Annotated in this window: 10 protein-coding genes; all 10 read left to right on the top strand. The window is 47.2% G+C overall.

Going from position 1 to position 18,745, the window contains the following annotated elements:
* Positions 1-33 precede the first annotated feature (33 nt).
* The 10 genes from ACES2C_RS20065 (at position 34) to ACES2C_RS20020 (ending at position 18,738) form a co-directional block, all read left to right on the top strand.
* Positions 34-1,149, top strand: coding sequence for a FecR family protein (locus ACES2C_RS20065; RefSeq protein ID WP_374164831.1), 1,116 nt, complete (start codon positions 34-36; stop codon positions 1,147-1,149).
* A 196-nt stretch (positions 1,150-1,345) separates the two neighbouring features.
* On the top strand, positions 1,346-4,651 hold the full coding sequence (locus tag ACES2C_RS20060; protein WP_374164830.1) for a SusC/RagA family TonB-linked outer membrane protein: 3,306 nt from the start codon (positions 1,346-1,348) through the stop codon (positions 4,649-4,651).
* 25 nt (positions 4,652-4,676) lie between these two features.
* Positions 4,677-6,311, top strand: a complete 1,635-nt coding sequence (locus tag ACES2C_RS20055; RefSeq protein WP_374164829.1) for a RagB/SusD family nutrient uptake outer membrane protein — start codon at positions 4,677-4,679, stop codon at positions 6,309-6,311.
* Between the two features lie 260 nt (positions 6,312-6,571).
* Positions 6,572-7,459, top strand: coding sequence for a two-component regulator propeller domain-containing protein (locus tag ACES2C_RS20050; RefSeq protein WP_374164828.1), 888 nt, complete (start codon positions 6,572-6,574; stop codon positions 7,457-7,459).
* On the top strand, positions 7,344-10,640 hold the full coding sequence (locus tag ACES2C_RS20045; protein WP_374164827.1) for a two-component regulator propeller domain-containing protein: 3,297 nt from the start codon (positions 7,344-7,346) through the stop codon (positions 10,638-10,640). The genes ACES2C_RS20050 and ACES2C_RS20045 overlap by 116 nt, the downstream gene beginning before the upstream one ends.
* 96 nt (positions 10,641-10,736) lie before the next feature.
* Positions 10,737-11,735: a glycoside hydrolase family 43 protein gene (locus ACES2C_RS20040; protein ID WP_374164826.1), complete on the top strand. Its 999-nt coding sequence runs from the start codon at positions 10,737-10,739 to the stop codon at positions 11,733-11,735.
* A 39-nt stretch (positions 11,736-11,774) separates the two neighbouring features.
* Complete coding sequence (locus ACES2C_RS20035) at positions 11,775-12,713, top strand: glycoside hydrolase family 43 protein (RefSeq protein ID WP_374164825.1); 939 nt, start codon at positions 11,775-11,777, stop codon at positions 12,711-12,713.
* Positions 12,714-12,766: 53 nt separating this feature from the next.
* Complete coding sequence (locus ACES2C_RS20030) at positions 12,767-13,576, top strand: sugar-binding domain-containing protein (RefSeq protein ID WP_374164824.1); 810 nt, start codon at positions 12,767-12,769, stop codon at positions 13,574-13,576.
* The gene (locus tag ACES2C_RS20025) at positions 13,474-15,225 is read left to right on the top strand and encodes a DUF4982 domain-containing protein (protein ID WP_374166996.1); all 1,752 of its coding nucleotides are present in this window, start codon (positions 13,474-13,476) and stop codon (positions 15,223-15,225) included. Before ACES2C_RS20030 ends, ACES2C_RS20025 begins: the two co-directional genes overlap by 103 nt.
* A gap of 309 nt (positions 15,226-15,534) precedes the next feature.
* Positions 15,535-18,738, top strand: a complete 3,204-nt coding sequence (locus ACES2C_RS20020; RefSeq protein ID WP_374164823.1) for a SusC/RagA family TonB-linked outer membrane protein — start codon at positions 15,535-15,537, stop codon at positions 18,736-18,738.
* Positions 18,739-18,745: the final 7 nt, after the last annotated feature.

Raw genomic sequence — 18,745 nt, 5'->3', positions numbered from 1 at the left:
ACAGGTAAAGACCCAATTATAAACTAACGTAGAATGATGAAGCATTCTAACTACTCAGTAGTCGACCTTTTGCTAAACGATTCCTTTGTTGAATGGGTTAAGAGCGGTTGTCGGGAAGAAGACCCCTGGGCGAGCTGGCCTGACAGGCACCCTGAAAGAGAAGAAGAGTTTTTTCAGGCGCGGGACATTATTCTGACCGCAAGTATAATACCGTCGAAGGAGTTAAGTACGGACGAAATTCGTCATATTTCAGAACGCATTAATCAAGAGGTATCAGAAAGAGAAAGGAGGAATCTCCCGCACGGGAAAGTGATGCTTCTGGTAAGGTCGATGGCTGTAAGAGTAGCTGCCGCCGTGTTGCTGTGCCTTACCGCCGGTGTGTCTTTGCTTTACCTTTACAGGTCAGAAGAACGGCCGTCGGAAGTAGCCGGCAGAGTATGGAACGGTTCTCAGACAATCAACCAGCCCGGCCTCGTTCGCCTTCCCGACGGCACCTCCGTGGTATTAAAGAAAGGAAGCTCGATCCACTTTGTAATTCCATTTGCGAATAACAAAAGAGAAGTATACCTCACCGGCGAGGCCTATTTCGAAGTGCAGAAAGACAAGCACCGTCCTTTCCTTGTTTACAGTGACCAAATGGTGGTTAAGGTGCTGGGGACCAGTTTTCTGGTTAAAGCTTACAAAAATGACCAGCAGTTTAAGGTGACTGTGACAACGGGCAGGGTTTCCGTCTTTAGCCAAAAAGATGCGTCTAAAGCTCGTAAAAGCAGTTCGCTTGATGATTTGAATGGCAAAGGCGTGCTCCTTGCGCCCTGTCAGCAAGTGACCTTCAACAGAGATCCGGAGACGCTGACGAAAAGAGAGGTTGAGACGCCCTCCATCTTGTCGGAAGACATCGCCAAAAGCCGGCTGAACTTCGTTGAAACTCCCTTCTCTGAAGTAGTGAATACTCTAAGTGCCGCTTATGATATTCCTATCGTATATAATGACGACCGCTTAGGGAAATGTCCGCTGACAGCGTCGCTTTCAGACCAGACTTTTTATGAAAAGCTGGCCCTTCTGTGTAAAGCAGTCGAAGCTACTTATGAAGTGCGGGATGGGCGGATTGTAATAAGCGGAAAAGGATGCAGAGAAAATGAACCCAATTAATAGAAACCGAATGAAATGATGGAAACTTGAAAGCTGAACAACGGTAGTGGGCCAACACTACCGTCTTAAATCTGGTCCCCCAAAATCATTGAAAGTAATAACTGGCAAGTTATTAACGGGACCTTTTTGTCGAATTAACAGATCAATTCAACTAGTAAACCAAAATTATGAAAAAAAACCTCTACATGTAGTAATCATGCAAATTACTTTTATTCAGGTTGCTCTGCTGTTTACCCTGTTGGGAAGCGCTGTAGCAGGAGAAGGGAAAGCCCAAAACATGTTGAATAAGAATGTCACATTACGGTTCGAGAATCAGAGACTCAGTAAGGTTCTGGCAGAACTGGAGAGGCAGTCGGATGTTCGCTTTGTTTATAGCTCAGCGATAATCGAGTCGGAGCGAAAGGTATCCTTAAGCGTAGACGACAAACCGCTCAGACAAGCATTAGAGGAAGTTCTTTCGCTATTAAACTTGTCGTACGAGGAATCGGGCGATGTAGTTTTACTGAAGAGGAAATATTCAGACAGCAGACTATCCCCGGCTGAGAGCCTTCGCATTAAGGTGACCGGAAAAGTGACTGATGATAAAGGTCTTCCTCTGCCAGGTGTAAGCATAAAGGTGGCAGGAACGACTACGGGGACCGTAACAGACGCCAAAGGGGAGTATACCATCCAGGTAGATGAAGGGGCCTCACTTGTCTTTTCCTTTGTCGGGTTTGCCAGTCAAACCATCAGGGTAAGCGGGACGAGAATCGACGTTTCAATGAAGACAGACGAGGCCGGGACTAAATTGGCAGAGGTGGTAGTAGTGGGCTATGGTACTCAAAAGCGTTCTGACGTGACCGGTTCAATAGCGTCTGTTCCGAAGGAAAGACTGTCGCAGTTACCGGTCACCAACGTTCTTCAGGCGGTGCAGGGGGCCGTACCGGGAGTTAATATTTCGCAGGGCTCTTCAGTCCCCGGACAAGCGCCTACCGCTTTGGTGCGCGGACAAAATTCAATCAATGCAAACTCGGGACCATATATCGTAGTCGACGGTATCCCTCTTAGTAAAACCGGCGGCTCTTTAAATGATATCAATCCGAATGATATTGCATCAATGGAAGTATTAAAAGATGCATCGGCGACGGCTATTTATGGGACAAACGGAGCCAACGGTGTGATCTTAGTAACCACTAAAAGAGGTACTACAGGAAAGCCGCAGATCCGTTATAACGGGTATGGAGGCGTTGAGGGATTTGCGCACATGCTTGAACCGCGCAACGGAGCAGAATATGTTCAGAAGTACAATGACTGGATCAAGCAGACCGGCAATCAGCAGACCAATCCGGTTCCAAACTATGGTGAGCTAGCAAACTATAATGCAGGCATTACAAAGGACTGGATGGATGAAGCGAGCCAGCAGGGAGTACTTCAGGATCATAACTTAAGTGTTTCCGGCGGCACGGAGGATGCTAGATATTTCATTTCCGGAGAGTATATGAAGCAGAGAGGAGTTGTGAAGGGGTATCAGTACAGACGGGCAAGCCTCCGGTCTAATCTGGATGTGAATGTAGCCAGCTTTTTAACACTAGGGACTTCCTTGTTCTTCGTTAACAATAATTACGATGGAGGAAGAGCCAATTTGCTGAACGCATCAGCAATGAGCCCTTACGGGCAGGAATACAACCCCGACGGTACCTATAAGATTTATCCCATGGAGCCTGAGCAGTTGTTTACTAATCCCATGCTTGGACTTACTACTGACCGCCTGAACAGGAATACCAATTTAAACGGAAACGGCTACCTTGAGATCAAGGCTCCGGGAAAGCTGACAGGTCTAAAGTATAGGCTGAATGCCGGATATTCCTATATCCCGGGAAAAAGCGCCTCATATGTCGGTCGGGAAGCGAATGACAGGAACGGAACCGGAGAGGTGTTCAACTCGGAGACTAACAGTTATACGCTTGAAAATATCTTAAGCTACAGCCGCGACTTCGGAAAACACCATATCGATTTTACCGGTCTTTACAGTGCACAACAACGAAAATACTCCACCTCTTTGTCCAGAACCACTGGGTTTGTAAATGACGAGCTGTCTTATAACCTGCTTGAGGCTGGGTCTACACAGTCCACCAGGTCGTATCAGGACAGGTACCGGCTTAATTCGCAGATGGGGAGGATCAACTACAGCTACGATAGCCGCTATCTGGTTACGGTAACTGCCAGGAGAGACGGTTCCTCTGTGTTCGGTGCAAATACCAGTAAGTACGGCGTCTTTCCCTCAGTGGCTTTAGGGTGGAATATAACCAATGAGCAGTTTTTTAGAGAACAGCAGTTGGTCAGCAATCTAAAGCTAAGGGCATCATACGGAAAGTCAGGGAACGAAGCGATTAACGTTTACCGGACCATCACAACAAATAGTGTCGTCAGGTCTCCGTTTAACGGGCTAAGTACTATTGGGATCGCCTCCGGGAATTTAGGTAATATGGATCTCCTTTGGGAAACGACTCTCGGCAAGAACATAGGGCTGGATTTCGGATTGTTTAACAGTCGCGTATCGGGCACTATTGATGTGTATGAAAACCGGACAACAGACCTCCTTCTGGAAAGAGCTTTGCCCATCATTACCGGGTATTCAAGGGTCTATGATAACATGGGCGAAACCCGAAACAGAGGAATTGAGCTGAGTCTTACGTCAAGAAATGTTGCAGGAAAAGATTTCCGCTGGGAAAGCGTCCTGAACTTCGCCTCGAACAAAAATAAGATCATCGATCTGTACGGAGATAAGAAGGATGATCTGGGGAACCGATGGTTTATAGGTCATCCTATAAGTGTGCTGTATGACTACCGTATGACCGGGGTCTGGCAAAAAGGGGAAGACCCTTCAAAGCAGGATCCTTCAGCCGTTCCTGGCGATCTGAAATTTGCTGACCTGAATGGAGATGGCAAGATTACTCCTGATGCAGACCGGGAAATAGTAGGTCAGGGGGTACCTAAATGGACCGGAGGACTTGTCAATACCTTTCATTACAAGAACCTCCATTTAAATGTCTTTATTCAAACTGTGCAGGGCATTATGAGAAATAATGCCGACCTGACTTATGCAGATGAAACAGGCAAACGCAACACGCCGGCCGATGTAGGCTACTGGACCGAAGAGAATGCCAGTAATACAAGGCCCTCTCTGGCATACCGGAATACAAGAGGGTACGGTTACCCTTCAGACGCGAGCTACACAAGAATTAAAGATGTTACGCTCAGTTATGTATTTCCTCAAGAAATGCTTAAAAAGCTTCACCTGGCCGGACTGACGGTTTATGCCAGCGGCCGCAACCTTCATACGTTCACCAAGTGGATAGGCTGGGATCCTGAAGCCGTACAATACCAAAGAGGTACAGCTGCTTCCTTTAATAGCACGGTAGACACTTACCAGAGAGGGAACAGCGGTTCGATGGGAAGCTGGGAAGATAACTATCCTTTAACGCGCTCATTTGTTTTTGGTGCCAACATAAGTCTTCGATAAAAGTAAAACCTAAAAAGAACATCAAATGAAACGATATATTTATCTGATCGCTGTATTGCCGTTGATTCTGGCAGCGTCTTCCTGCAACAAGAACTTTCTGGATGAGCAGCCATATTCGTCCTATACTCCGGGAAATTTAAAGGACTCGTTGGGATTCGAAGCATCTCTGGTTGGCCTTTATAATCATGTGAGTACAATTTTTTCATGGGCTGACAGGCAGGGATGGCCCAGCGTATGGCAGGTAGGTACTGACGTCGCCAACGCAACTGCCAATCAGCAGGGGATTGAAATTCCTTATTATAACTATACGCTGCTGACTCCGACTGACGAAGCTGCCGCACGCCTCTGGAATCGCGACTATATTCTTATCAATCTCACGAATACGATCATCACGAATGTAGAAGATCCTTCTGTTACCGCTATTTCCGATGGGGGGAAGCGCGCAATAAATGCGGAAGCTCGCTTCTTTCGTGCATACGCTTATAATACCCTCGCAACCTGTTTTGGCGGAGTGCCCATCATAACCACACCTCTTACCGCGCCTAAAACCGACTTTGTTCGTGCTCCTTTGAAAGATGTTGATGAGTTGATCGTGAACGACCTTACTTATGCGGTTGCTAATCTCCCTGATATTGAGAAAGTGAAGAGCAACTCGAAAGGTAAACTTTACGGCCGTGCCAACAAATACATGGCAATGCAGCTGCTGGGGGAAGTTTACCTGAGGATGGGCAAACCTGATCTTGCCGAACAGCAGCTTCAGGCGATTATAAACAGCAACCAGTTTGGCCTGATCACCAAAAGGTACGGTGTTAAATCGAACATGCCAGGCGACTACTATTCCGACATGTTTGTATATGGCAATCAGCGTCGCGTTCAGGGAAACACGGAAGCAATATGGGTGCTTGAGCAGGAGAATCCAAATACGGTGGTAGGCGGAATAACGGATAATCCGCAGCAGCGACGCGTATGGGGCGCTGCTTACCACAATGTGCAGGGAATGGCTCTGGCTGATTCTCTTGGCGGAAGGGCACTAGGCAGGCTACGGCTGAGTAACTGGGTGGTTTACAGTCTTTACAAAGGAAATGATATCAGGAATTCAAAATTCAACCTCAGAAGAAAGTACTACTACAACGACCCTTCTAAACCTGCTACTTTTGGCAAACCTGTTCCTTATACCGGTCCGGATACGTTGTACAATCTGACTCCTCACATCACGAAATGGTACCAGTTTGACCCGAACGATACCTTTGGCTACGCAATGGTGAAGGACTTTATTCTGATGCGCCTGGGAGAGACCTATCTTCTGCTCGCCGAAGCGCAGTTTAAACAGGGCAAATTGCAGGATGCGGCCAATAGCATCAATGTGTTGCGTCAGCGTGCTTTTTCCGACTATCCGGCAAACGGCAGCAAGGTGGAGGCGTCAGATATTACCCTCGACTTTATTCTTGATGAGCGCGCCCGCGAATTAATCGGGGAGGAAAATAGAAGGATGACCCTGATGAGGACCAAGACCCTGGTAGAACGTGCTACCCGGCTTAATTCAAACAATCCGGTTAACCCGATGAGGGGCGTGACCTCCACTCACCTGCTATTACCGATCCCGCTCAACGAAATTCAGCTGAACCGCGACGCTGTGCTTGAGCAGAACTCCGGCTACTAGTTTGGAATAGGACTAAAAGAAGCGCTGTCTGCCGGTACTTCTTTTAGTCCTTTACACACCGGATCACTTAACTGATCCCGACAAGTAAACGGCTAAGTAGTCGCCCGACCTCGATTGTCTTCGAACAGCAAAGAAAGTTCGCCCGGAAATTTGAAGCGTTTTGTTAAAATCTGCTGAATAACCGTCAAAATATCTCTATTGAGACCGTGTGCTTGAAGAAATAATAACAGTAAATTACACACTTAAATTCTGACCTGCTTATGGTAAAGTTCTACTGTTGTTTCATTCTTATCTTTTCTTTCAAATTCTGTTATTCGTTATCTCCCCATTTTCAATACCTGGGTATTGAGAACGGCTTATCAAATAATTCGATCACCAGCTTCTTTCAGGATAGCAGGGGTTTCATGTGGGTGGGCACGTTTGATGGTTTGAACCGCTACGACGGATACTCTTTCAAAGCATTCCGAAACAGGATCGGCGACCGCAGCTCTCTTGTAAATAATTGGATAACAGGTATCAATGAAGACGGCAGCGGTAATATTTATATTGGAACAAAGCAAGGCGGCGCTATTTATGATGTTCGCACCTCTTCTTTTCATCCTATTTTTTATAGCTCTCCTAAGGGTGGAGGACGACTTGTAAATACAAATCCTGTTAATAGCCTTGCGAGAGACCGCAATGGCAACATGTTGACCGGTACAGCAGGACAGGGATTACTAGTGTCTTCTTCTGGCAAAAACATGGCCAGTCAGGTTCCTTTTTATACTTCAGGGGGCGTAATGTTTAACTATCACGTTCAGTCATTAAAAGCGGACAGGAGTGGGCACATATGGCTATTTATTCAGGGGCAGGGTCTCGCTCGTTTCGATCCTCTCCGTGGGGAGGTACGCCTGATGTCGTCCGACGTAACGTCAGCCCGGGTAATACAGCCCGATGGCGATGGCAATGTATGGATAGGAGGAGACGGAGGTCTTTACAAATACGATATCAGAAAGAGGTCTGTTTTTCGCGTTACTCCAGGGGGGATTAACAATGAAAGAGCCGGTAATGGACATGTGTATTGGAGCTTCAGATGTATTGTGGGTAGCTACAGATGGCGCCGGGGTGATGGTTTTCGACATAAAATCAGGGACGTGGAACCAGTTTAAACACGAAGTTCGCAAAGGCGGTCTTAGCAGTTCTGCCATCTATTCTGTTTATCGGGATAAAGACTTACGCATGTGGGTAGGAACCCTTCGCGGCGGTATTAATATTCTGGACAGCCGTAAAAATCGTTTTACTACCATTGCTGCTGACCCGGCTGCCGCAAACAGTCTGATCAGTAATTTTATTATGGCTTTCTGTGAAGATCCGTCCGGCAACCTCTGGATAGGATCAGACGGGGAAGGGCTAAGTTTTTGGGACCGCAAGAGGAACCGGTTCGCCAACTATGTCCATGAACCCGATGACAAAAACTCGCTAAGCAACAACAATGTTTCCGCAATTATCCGCGACTATCAGGGGCAAGTTTGGATATCTACTTACGGAGGAGGAATCAACAGACTTGGAAAGAGCGGAACGTTTATCCGCTACTCTTGTTACAACTCTGCATATCGCTATGAAGACCGGAATGTATGGACACTTTTTGAGGATAGTCAGCATAATCTCTGGGCAGGCACCTGTTCAGACGGAGGCCTTTATCGCTACAACCGCCGGAACGATAAGTTCGAAATTTTTGATACCCGGCTGAAGAATGTACTAACGCTGATGGAGGACAATCGGGGCGAACTATGGGCAGGCAATTACACTTCTCTTATTCATGTTGATCGCAAGAGCAAGAAGCACATCGTCTATAAAATTGGGTCGTCGGTAAGAGCTATACATGAGGACCGGAAGGGGAAACTTTGGCTGGCGACGGAGGGACGGGGACTTCTGGACTTTGACCGGAAGACAGGCCGCATTCGACAGTATACTGAGAAAGATGGGCTGCCAGGAAACTCATTGCTCAATATTCTGGAAGATAGGGAAGGGAATTTGTGGATCAGCACCTTCAACGGCCTTTGTAAATTCAATCCATCCACCAAAACGACAAAGGTCTTTTACGAGTCAGATGGATTACAGAGCAACCAGTTTAATTATAATGCAGCTATAAAACTTCGGACAGGAGAGTTTCTTTTTGGCGGGATCAAGGGCTTTAACATTTTCCGGCCCGAGAAGGTGGAGCCCCTGGCCAGTTCTTCCTCAGTACAGATCACCGGGTTGCGCATCAACAATACTCCATTTGAAAGAGAAAGCCCGAAGTCAGTTGGTGAAAACTTGTATTCCCTGCAAGAGCTGACCCTGCCTTACGAGAAAGGAGCTGTTTCGGTCGATTTTACGACGGTTGAATTTACAGCGCCAGATAAAATTCAGTACGCATACTTTCTGGAGGGATGGGACAAGGACTGGAACTACGCCGGTGGTAGCCGCACTGCGAACTATTCACGCCTTACCGAAGGCAAGTACCGTTTGCGTATCAAGTCGACGGATGCTGAAGGGGCCTGGATCGATAAAGAACGGGTAGTAGTCATTACCATCCTTCCTCCCTGGTGGAGGTCCTGGTGGGCTTTCCTGCTGTACCTGAGCATCTTCGCCGCTGCCGCATTAGCCTGGTTGCGTCATCAGAGGAAGCAGGAACAGCTGAAGTATGAAATCAAACTCGCTACTCTGAAGGTGGAGCAGGAAAGGGAGCTGAATGAGAAAAAGCTAAGCTTTTTTACTCATGTGGCGCATGAGTTCCGAACACCGCTCACTCTGATCATCAACCCGGTGAAAGAGATGCTTTACAGCAAAGACAGGATCGTAGGAGCAGACGACCTTTCGGTGGTCTATCGTAACTCAAAGCGCCTGTTAAGCCTGGTTGATCAGCTCCTGCTTTTCAGAAAAGCTGGAAGCGATCAGGACCGCCTGAAAATTGTAAGGCTCGACTTCCCCAATCTATGCAAGGAAGTGTTCCATTGTTTTAGTCAGCAAGCTCAGAGTCGGAACATTACGTATACCCTCACAGGGGCTGACGAAAAGCTGGAACTTTACGTCGACCGGGAAAAGATGGAAATAGTTCTGTTTAATCTCCTCAGCAACGCGATAAAGTATACGCAGGACGGGGGGCAAGTATCGGTGGCGATAAAGCAAGATGAGGGCCGGGCTTATGTCTCTGTGAGTGATAGCGGTTGCGGAATTCCTTCTGAAGAAGGTGACGCCCTTTTCAATCGCTTCTATCGTGTAAGAGGAGGCTCCAAAAATGCCGGATTTGGGATTGGGCTTTATCTCGTAAAGAAGTTTGTCGAAGCGCATCAGGGGCAGGTCTCTTACCAAAGCGCGAAGCTTAAGGGGACCACATTCCTTCTGGAGCTGAAGAAGGGGCGCGGGCACTTCCAGTCTTCACTCATCTTTGAAGAAGTTGACGAAGGTTCTGCTTTTCTTGAAGAGCTGGTAGAAGGGGTAGAAGAAGCATCGAAACAGGAGGTGTCAGGTTCGCATGAAGTTGCCGGAGACATTGTTACAGATCAACCGGCAATGGTAGTTGTGGACGATAACCCGCAAATAGCAGAGTATATGACGGCAATTTTTAAAGAGGAATACAGGGTGCAGGCTTTCAGTACCGCCGAGGAAGCCTTGCCGGTCATTAGAAAGATACAGCCGGATATTGTAATCTCCGACGTGGTGATGCCTGGAATGACAGGTGTTGAGCTATGTATGAACATCAAGGACGACCCATCCCTGAGTCACATCCCCGTTATCCTGCTCACTGCCAGTTCTTCTGATGAGGTGAAATTAAAGGGGATAGAGGGCGGAGCTGATGACTATATCACAAAGCCTTTTGACAAAGAACTTCTGATGGCCCGTGTATCGGGCATCATAAAGAGCCGGACCAATTTGCAGCGGTATTTCTTTAACGAGGTGACGCTCCGTTCCAATGACTATCAGATATCTGCGGAGTACAGCCTCTTTCTCACGAAATGTATAGGGATCATTGAAGCGCAACTCGGGAACCCTGATTTTAGCATAAAGAGCTTTGCGGCAGAGCTGGGTATGAGCCATTCTAATCTTTACAAGCGGGTGAAGTCAATATCCGGCCGGTCGGTTAATGAATTTATCAGGTTCATCCGCTTGAGAAAAGCGGCAGAGATCATGATCAATACTGATTGTAATGTGAACGAAGCGGCATATCGGGCAGGGTTTAATGATATTAAATATTTCAGAGAGCAGTTTTCAAAGTTGTTCGGAATGAAACCTTCTGAATATATCCGTAAGTATAGAAAAACGCTCAATCAAACCTATAAGCTGAACGCAAGCCTTAGTCGTACCTGAGATGTCAGTTGAGAAATACCCCTGCCATTGTATGAATTTACCCCCGTCTCTCCAGAAAAAGGGCTTATAAATTAGGGCTTTTAATATTGGATCGTTATGAATAACAAACGTACCTTTTTTATCCTGTTGTTCGGTGTTTTAATTTTTGCCAGTGCTCAGGGCCAGACATCTTCCCCCGCTTCCCTTAAGTTCTTTCCTGCACAAGTATGGAACGACTTGTCGGGGAACGTGATTAACGCGCACGGTGGCGGCATCCTGTATCACAAAGGACGGTATTACTGGTTCGGCGAAAAAAGAGGACAGCACGCATCAGAGGGCGTGAATGTGTACTCATCGAAAGACCTGTACCAATGGAAGTTTGAGGGACTGGCGTTGGCGCCGTCAAAAGATGCGGGAAGTGACATTGCGGAAGGCTGTCTGATGGAGCGACCGAAGGTGATCTACAATCAGAAAACCAGGAAGTTTGTCATGTGGTTTCACCTTGAACTAAAGGGAAAAGGATATAGCGCTGCCAGAGCAGCAGTAGCGGTAAGTGATCAGGTTCAGGGACCCTACACGTTTCTTAGTAGCTTTCGGCCTAATGGAAACATGTCCAGAGATATGAACTTGTATGTCGACGACGATGGCAGCGCCTATCACATTTATTCTTCCGACGAGAATATGGACCTGCGCATCGCCCGCCTTACTGATGACTACCTTAGGCCGACAAACCAGGATTCCCTTCTTTTTCGCCGTCAAAGAGAGGCACCGGCTTTATTTAAATATCGTCAGAAGTACTACCTCATCACAAGCGGATGCACCGGCTGGGCTCCTAATCAGGCATCGCTTCATACCGCAGACAGTTTGTTCGGTCCGTGGAAGTTAGTAGGAAATCCAATGGAAGGTCCTCAGGCCGACCTGACATTTGGCGGACAGTCAACCTTCGTTTTGCCTGTGCAAGGGAAAAAGGACTCTTTTATCTTCATGGCTGATAAATGGAACCCAAAAGACCTGCGGGACAGCCGCTACATCTGGCTTCCTGTTCGTTTTGACGGCAAGGACGTGAAGATCTCCTGGATGGATGAATGGAACCTTAGCTGGTTTTCAAAAAAATAGTTTTTTAGTACCTTGCCCGCTAATCGATTAATACCCATAATGAAGAAATATTCGCTCCTTTTTTTATTGTTCCTTTTCGTTGTTACTCCCTTGCTCGCTCAGAAAAAGCAAGGGCCTTTTGTGTTCTCCTATTTCAAAGGAAATGGTGAAGACGGACTTCATCTTGCATACAGCTATGATGGCTTCAGCTGGAAAGCCCTGAAAAATGACCAGTCGTTCCTGGTGCCCCAGCTCAGCAAAGACAAGCTGATGCGCGACCCCTGCATTATAAGGGGGGCAGATGGTCTTTTTCACATGGTCTGGACGGTTAGCTGGACAGACAAGGGCATAGGTTATGCTTCTTCGAAAGATTTAATTAACTGGTCTGAACAGAAATATCTGCCTGTAATGGCTGGAGAGGCACAAGCAAGGAACTGTTGGGCTCCGGAAATTACCCTTGATCCTGCAACAAAAACCTACATGATCTACTGGGCTACTACTATTCTCGGTAAATTCCAGGAGACCGCCTCAACGGCAGATAATGCCTATAATCACCGGATGTATTATGTGACGACTAAAGATTTCAAAACCTTCAGCGATACGAAGTTGCTTTATGACCCAGGCTTCAATGTGATTGACGCAAGCATAGTGAAGGATGGAAAGCGTTTTGTTATGTTTCTGAAGGACGAGACGAGAGAGCCGGCGCAGAAGAACCTGAAGGTTGCTTTTTCTGATAAGCTTACTGGTCCTTACTCAAAAGCCAGCGAGCCCATCACGGGGAAATACTGGGCAGAAGGCCCTACCTCCTTAAAGCTGGGCAACCAATGGATCGTTTATTTTGACAAGTACACCGAACATAAATATGGGGCGATATCTTCAGCCGATCTTAAGAACTGGACGGAAATATCCGACAAGATTACCACTCCCGGAGGCATCAGACACGGTACAATTGTTCAGATAAAAGAAGAAGAACTGCAGCGACTTCTTCAGGAGAAGTAACAGCAAAGCAGAATATTACGTGCATGCACTTTTTAAATCAAGTACATATCCACATGAACTACACAAAACATTTGGCCATACTTTTCTCGGCCTGTCTTTTTTGTATCACAGCTACAGCTCAGAGCGTAAGGAAGGAATATCTTCTGGACAAGAACTGGAAGTTTAAAAAAGGAGATTTCCCGGAAGCAATTGAAGCGCGGTTTAATGACCTGAAATGGGAAACCGTGACCATTCCTCACGACTGGGCAATAAAAGGTCCTTTCGACGGAAATAATGATGTTCAGAAGGTCCGGATTGAGCAAAACCTCGAGAAGGAGGAAAGTGTAAAATCAGGACGAACTGGTGGCCTTCCTTTTATAGGCTCTGCCTGGTACCGCTTGAAGTTCCGTGTGCCCACATTCTTACCGGGCAAGAAAGCTACTCTGCTATTTGACGGAGCCATGAGTAATGCCCGGGTTTATGTCAATGGCAAGGAAGCCGGTTTCTGGCCTTATGGATATAACTCGTTCCAGCTCGATGTAACTTCCTTTCTTAATCCTCCCGGAGAGGTAAACACGCTGGCAGTTCGCCTGGAGAATTTTCCCGAGTCCTCCCGCTGGTATCCCGGTGCCGGCCTCTATCGCAATGTACATCTGTTCATTACAGAGGATGTGCACGTGCCGGTCTGGGGTACGTATATTACCACCCCTGAGATCAATGCAGAATATGCTAAAGTGCGCGTTAAAACGAAGGTTGAAACTCCAGGGGGGCTTTTCAGGAGCTGCGTCTGGAAACGCAGATCAAAAACGCGGCAGGCGAAACGGTGGCCACAACAACAAGCAATCTCGTCGCGACAGACAAGCAGGAGTTTGAACAAAGCCTGATCGTTAAGAATCCATCCCTTTGGTCGCCTGAAACACCGGCTTTGTACAAAGCGGTTTCCAAGCTTTACAAGGGCGATGTGCTGAAAGATGAATACGAAACCACTTTCGGAATCCGTACGATCAAGTTTGAAGCTGATAAGGGCTTTTCACTCAATGGAACCATCCGCAAGTTCAGGGGCGTATGTAATCACCACGATCTCGGCCCTTTGGGTACGGCGGTTAACGTTGCTGCCCTTAGGCGGCAACTCACTATGCTCAAAGACATGGGCTGTGATGCCATCAGGACTTCGCACAATATGCCCGCTCCTGAGCTGGTAGCTCTTTGCGACGAAATGGGCTTCATGCTGATGGTCGAGTCGTTCGATGAGTGGAAAACGCCAAAGGTGAAAAACGGATACAGTCAGTATTTTGATGATTGGGCTGAAAAGGATCTGGTTAATATGATCCATCGCGATCGGAACAGCCCATCGGTTGTGATGTGGAGCATCGGAAACGAGGTGCCTGACCAAAGCGCGGCAGGAGGGAATAAAATAGCGAAAAGACTGCAGGACATCTGCCATCGCGAAGATCCTACCCGTCCGGTGACGGCAGGGATGGACCGCATCAATGATGCTCTTACAAAAAACTTTGCAGCAGTGCTCGATATTCCTGGCTTCAACTACAAGCCAACATGGTACGAACGAGCTAATAATGCACTTCCCCAGGGCTTTATTTTAGGTACAGAGACCGCTTCTACGGTCAGCAGCCGGGGAGTCTACAAGTTCCCTGCAGAATTTCAGAAGATGAAGCAGTACGAGGATAATCAGAGCTCCTCTTACGATTTAGAATATTGTAACTGGTCGCAGGTACCCGATGACGAATTTGTGAAGCAGGATGATCTGCCTTATGTAATCGGAGAGTTTGTGTGGACAGGTTTTGACTATCTGGGCGAACCGACCCCGTACGACTCGAAGTGGCCGTCTCACAGCTCTTATTTTGGCATCATCGACCTTGCCGGAAGTCCGAAAGACCGATACTACCTGTACCGGAGCAAGTGGAATAAGGAAAAAGAAACCCTCCATATTCTGCCCCACTGGACCTGGCCGGGAAGGGAAGGACAGGTCACGCCTGTCTACTGCTATACCAATTACCCTTCTGCGGAGCTCTTTATTAACGGCAAGAGCATGGGAAGGCAGACCAAAAGCAATACGAATAATCAGACGCGCTATCGTCTGATGTGGAACGATGTGAAGTATGAGCCGGGCACGGTGAAAGTCGTTGCATATGATCAGAACGGCCGCGAAGCAGCAAGTTCTGAAGTGAAAACGGCCGGGCGCCCTCATCATATCGAGCTCTCTGCCGACCGCACAGTTCTTCAGGCTGATGGAAAGGATCTTTCCTTTATTACAGCCAAAGTTTGCGACGCGGAAGGGAATGTATGTCCCGATGCGAGCAATCTGCTCCGCTTTAGGGTGAAAGGCGAGGGCCGTTATAAGGCCGCCGGAAACGGTGATGCTACCAGCCTTGAGCTGTTCCATCTCCCACAGATGCACACTTTCAAGGGAATGCTGGTAGCCATCGTTGAGTCTTCTGAAAAGGCCGGCGATATGGAAGTGTCTGTAAGCAGTAAAGGCCTGAAGGCGGGCGCCATCAGGATCACAACGAAATAGAATAAGCACATATTAGATAAGTAAGGGGGAAAGGGCCAATGGAACATCCATTGGCCCTTTCCCCTTACTATTATCATATTACCCCTCTCAATTGGTGATTTTCCCCTCCCTGATCTGCTTTAGGTATGCGAAATTGCCTTCAGGAGTTTAGGAAGTGGAATAGGGGAACACAAAAAATGATGTCAGTTTAAGCCTAACAATTTATGGATACATCTTAGATAGCGAGGTCATACCTCGGCCAGCCTGGCCTACAAAAAGTGTCTTCAGATGCTTTATGCAGATTTTAACTAATTTTTTATGAATCACATTATGAAAGAACTTTTATCCAAAGTATTAAGATCGGGTAAGATAATCTTACTTGCATTGTTGCTTTTCGCCGTTGAACTCTCATTTGCTCAGCAGCTCAGAGTCAGAGGAGTTGTGAGAGACGCCTCCGGCGCTCTGCCCGGAGTAAGCGTTAAAGTCGCGGGAACGACGAATGGTACCGTGACAGACCTGAATGGAGCTTACCGGTTAAACGTGCAGGAGGAACAGACCCTCGTGTTTTCGTTTGTCGGTTATATGAGCCAAAACATTTCGTTAAAAGACAGAAAGCCGGTGAACGGAGAGTACGTTTTGAACGTAACAATGCAGACGTCAGAGAGTACTTTAAACGAGGTGGTTGTGGTAGGTTTCGGGACTCAAAGAAAAATCAACCTGACAGGAGCTGTCGGAACGGTTAGTTCGAAAGAGTTAGAATCGCGTCCGACTCAGAATGCAGTACAGGCCCTCCAGGGTCTTGTTCCCGGGTTAAATATTAGCACCCAGGGAATTGGCGGGACCTTAAATGCGGGGAGAAGCGTAAACGTGAGAGGGACCGGAACGATCAGTTCGTCTTCATCCGGAAGCCCGCTTGTTCTGGTCGACGGTATGGAAGGATCGCTGGACGCTATTAATCCTCAGGATATTGAAAACATCTCAGTCTTGAAAGATGCTGCTTCGGCTGCCGTTTACGGTTCCAGAGCGCCGTTCGGGGTTATTCTGGTGACTACCAAGAAGGGAAAGTCAGGCGTGCCGCAAATTAGCTATAACAATAGCTTTAGGAAGAGTGCACCGGTTCTCTTGCCACATATGATGAGTTCTTATGAATTTGTCAATTACTTCAATGACGCTGACTACAACGGCGGAGGCAGTGGTCAGAAGTTTCCTGCGAACTTTGTCCAACGCGTCAAAGACTATATGGATGGAAAGTTAGATCCCAGTGATGTCGTATTAAAAAGGGCGGATGGCAAATGGGACTATGACTATACTAATGGAAATGTTAACTGGATGGAGCAGTACTACAAGGATTGGGCTCCTACTCAGGAGCATAATGTGAGTATTGGCGGAGGGTCGGACAAATGGACTTACTATCTTTCGGGAAACTATCTTAACCAGGAGGGGCTGATGAGATACAACACAGATACATATGACCGATACACCGCAACGGCAAAAATATCAGGTGCTCTGTCGAAATATGTTCAGGTTGATTATCTAAACCGATTTGTGAGGACAAACTACGAGCGTCCGACTTATATGACCGACGATTTTTATGATCATATCATGCGCCGTGCAAGGCCGATACGTCCCGTTAATGATCCGAACGGGCACTACATGGCGGATATAAACTATATCGATGCGTTGCAAAATGGTGGTAGAAGAAATGATGAACTAGACTTTAACACTCAACAGCTTCGATTGACCGTTTCTCCTACTAAAAATTGGAACGTCATTGGCGAGCTGAATTACCGGACAGAAACGCAGTTTTTGCATGAGGAGGCGTTTAAGTCGTACGCTTACATGGCCGATGGCGTTACGCGATACACTGCTCTCACCAGCGTCGCAAATGACTATGTTTACGAGTATGGAAAAAAGCTGTACTTTTACAACCCGAATATCTACACCAATTACTCACAGAGCATAGGCAATCACAACTTCAAAGCGCTGCTGGGCTTTCAATCAGAATGGAACAGATATCGTGACCTCAGTGCCTCCAGAAAAGACATCATTACAACTAGTCTTCCTGTTCTCAATTTAACTGCAAATGCAACTCCCGAAGTGAGCGGCCAGGTACAGGAATGGTCAACCGCTGGTTTCTTTGGAAGGATAAACTATGACTACAAGGGAAAGTATTTGTTAGAAGGCAACTTACGATATGACGGTACCTCCCGATTCAGGTCGGAAGATCGCTGGAGCTGGTCTCCCTCTTTTTCTGCAGGTTGGAATATCGCATCTGAAGATTTCTGGAAGTCGCTTGCGAAAACCGTGTCAGTTTTAAAACTAAGGGCATCCTACGGTAAGCTGGGGAATCAAAACACTAACACTTGGTATCCCACCTACGCTACAATAGGAACGGGCACGGCAAACGGAAGCTGGCTGGTTGACGGAGCAAAACCAAACACAGCGAATGCACCGGGTCTTATCAGTACGAGCCTGACATGGGAAAAGATCAGAAGCTGGAACTTTGGAGCAGATTGGGAAATGTTCCGGAGCAGACTTACCGGCTCATTTGATTACTTTTTGCGTTATACAGACAACGGAGTTGGAGTGGGAGAAACACTTCCGGCCACTCTTGGTACCGGCGTTCCTGATGTTAATAATATCGATATTCTTACTAAAGGTTTTGAAATCTCCGTTGGCTGGAACGATAGGATCGGTACTGTGGCATATGGCGTCCGTGTTAATCTTTCGGATGCGCGAACAAAGGTGCTTTCTTATCCGAATCCTACGCAAGAGCTCGCAAAATATATAGCAGGCAGGTATAACAACGAAATTTGGGGCTATCACACCGTCGGTATTGCGAAGACGAAGGAGGAGATGGATGCACACCTCGCTGGTTTGCCTAACGGTGGCCAGTCTGCTCTGGGTAATAACTGGGGTGCCGGCGATATCATGTACTTTGATACAAATGGCGATGGTAAGATCAGTAATGGGGGACAGCGCTTGAATGACCGCGGCGACCTGGAGGTAATAGGTAACTCCACTCCTCGATATGCCTTAGGTGTTGATCTTAATGCGAGATGGAAAGGATTTGATTTTCGTATGTTTTGGCAGGGGATATTGAAAAGAGACTGGGCCCCCGCAGGCATGATGTTCTGGGGAACTACCAGCGCAGGTGAATTCTGGTCTACCGCCTTGAAAGATCATCTCGATTATTTTAGACCTGATGCAGATGATCCACTTGGCCAGAATCTTGACTCCTATTATCCTCGTCCGATCTTCGGTGGCAAAAATCAAAATGCTCAGACCCGTTATCTGCTTGACGCCTCTTATATGCGGCTAAAAAATGCTCAGATCGGCTACACAATACCAGCGGACGTTTTGAAAAAAGTTAAAATTTCCAACCTGCGGCTCTTTTTCTCAGGAGAGAATCTACTCACCATCACTGATCTAAATAATACCCTTGATCCGGAATCTATTGGAATTGGAAGACAGGGTGGAACTGTGTATCCTCTGCAAAAGGTCTATTCCTTTGGCCTCAGTGCTAACTTTTAAATCGAAG

This window comes from Arcticibacter sp. MXS-1, from assembly GCF_041902385.1.
In the GTDB taxonomy this organism is placed as follows: Bacteria; Bacteroidota; Bacteroidia; order Sphingobacteriales; family Sphingobacteriaceae; genus Arcticibacter.
This window is presented reverse-complemented; position numbering and strand designations above follow the sequence as displayed.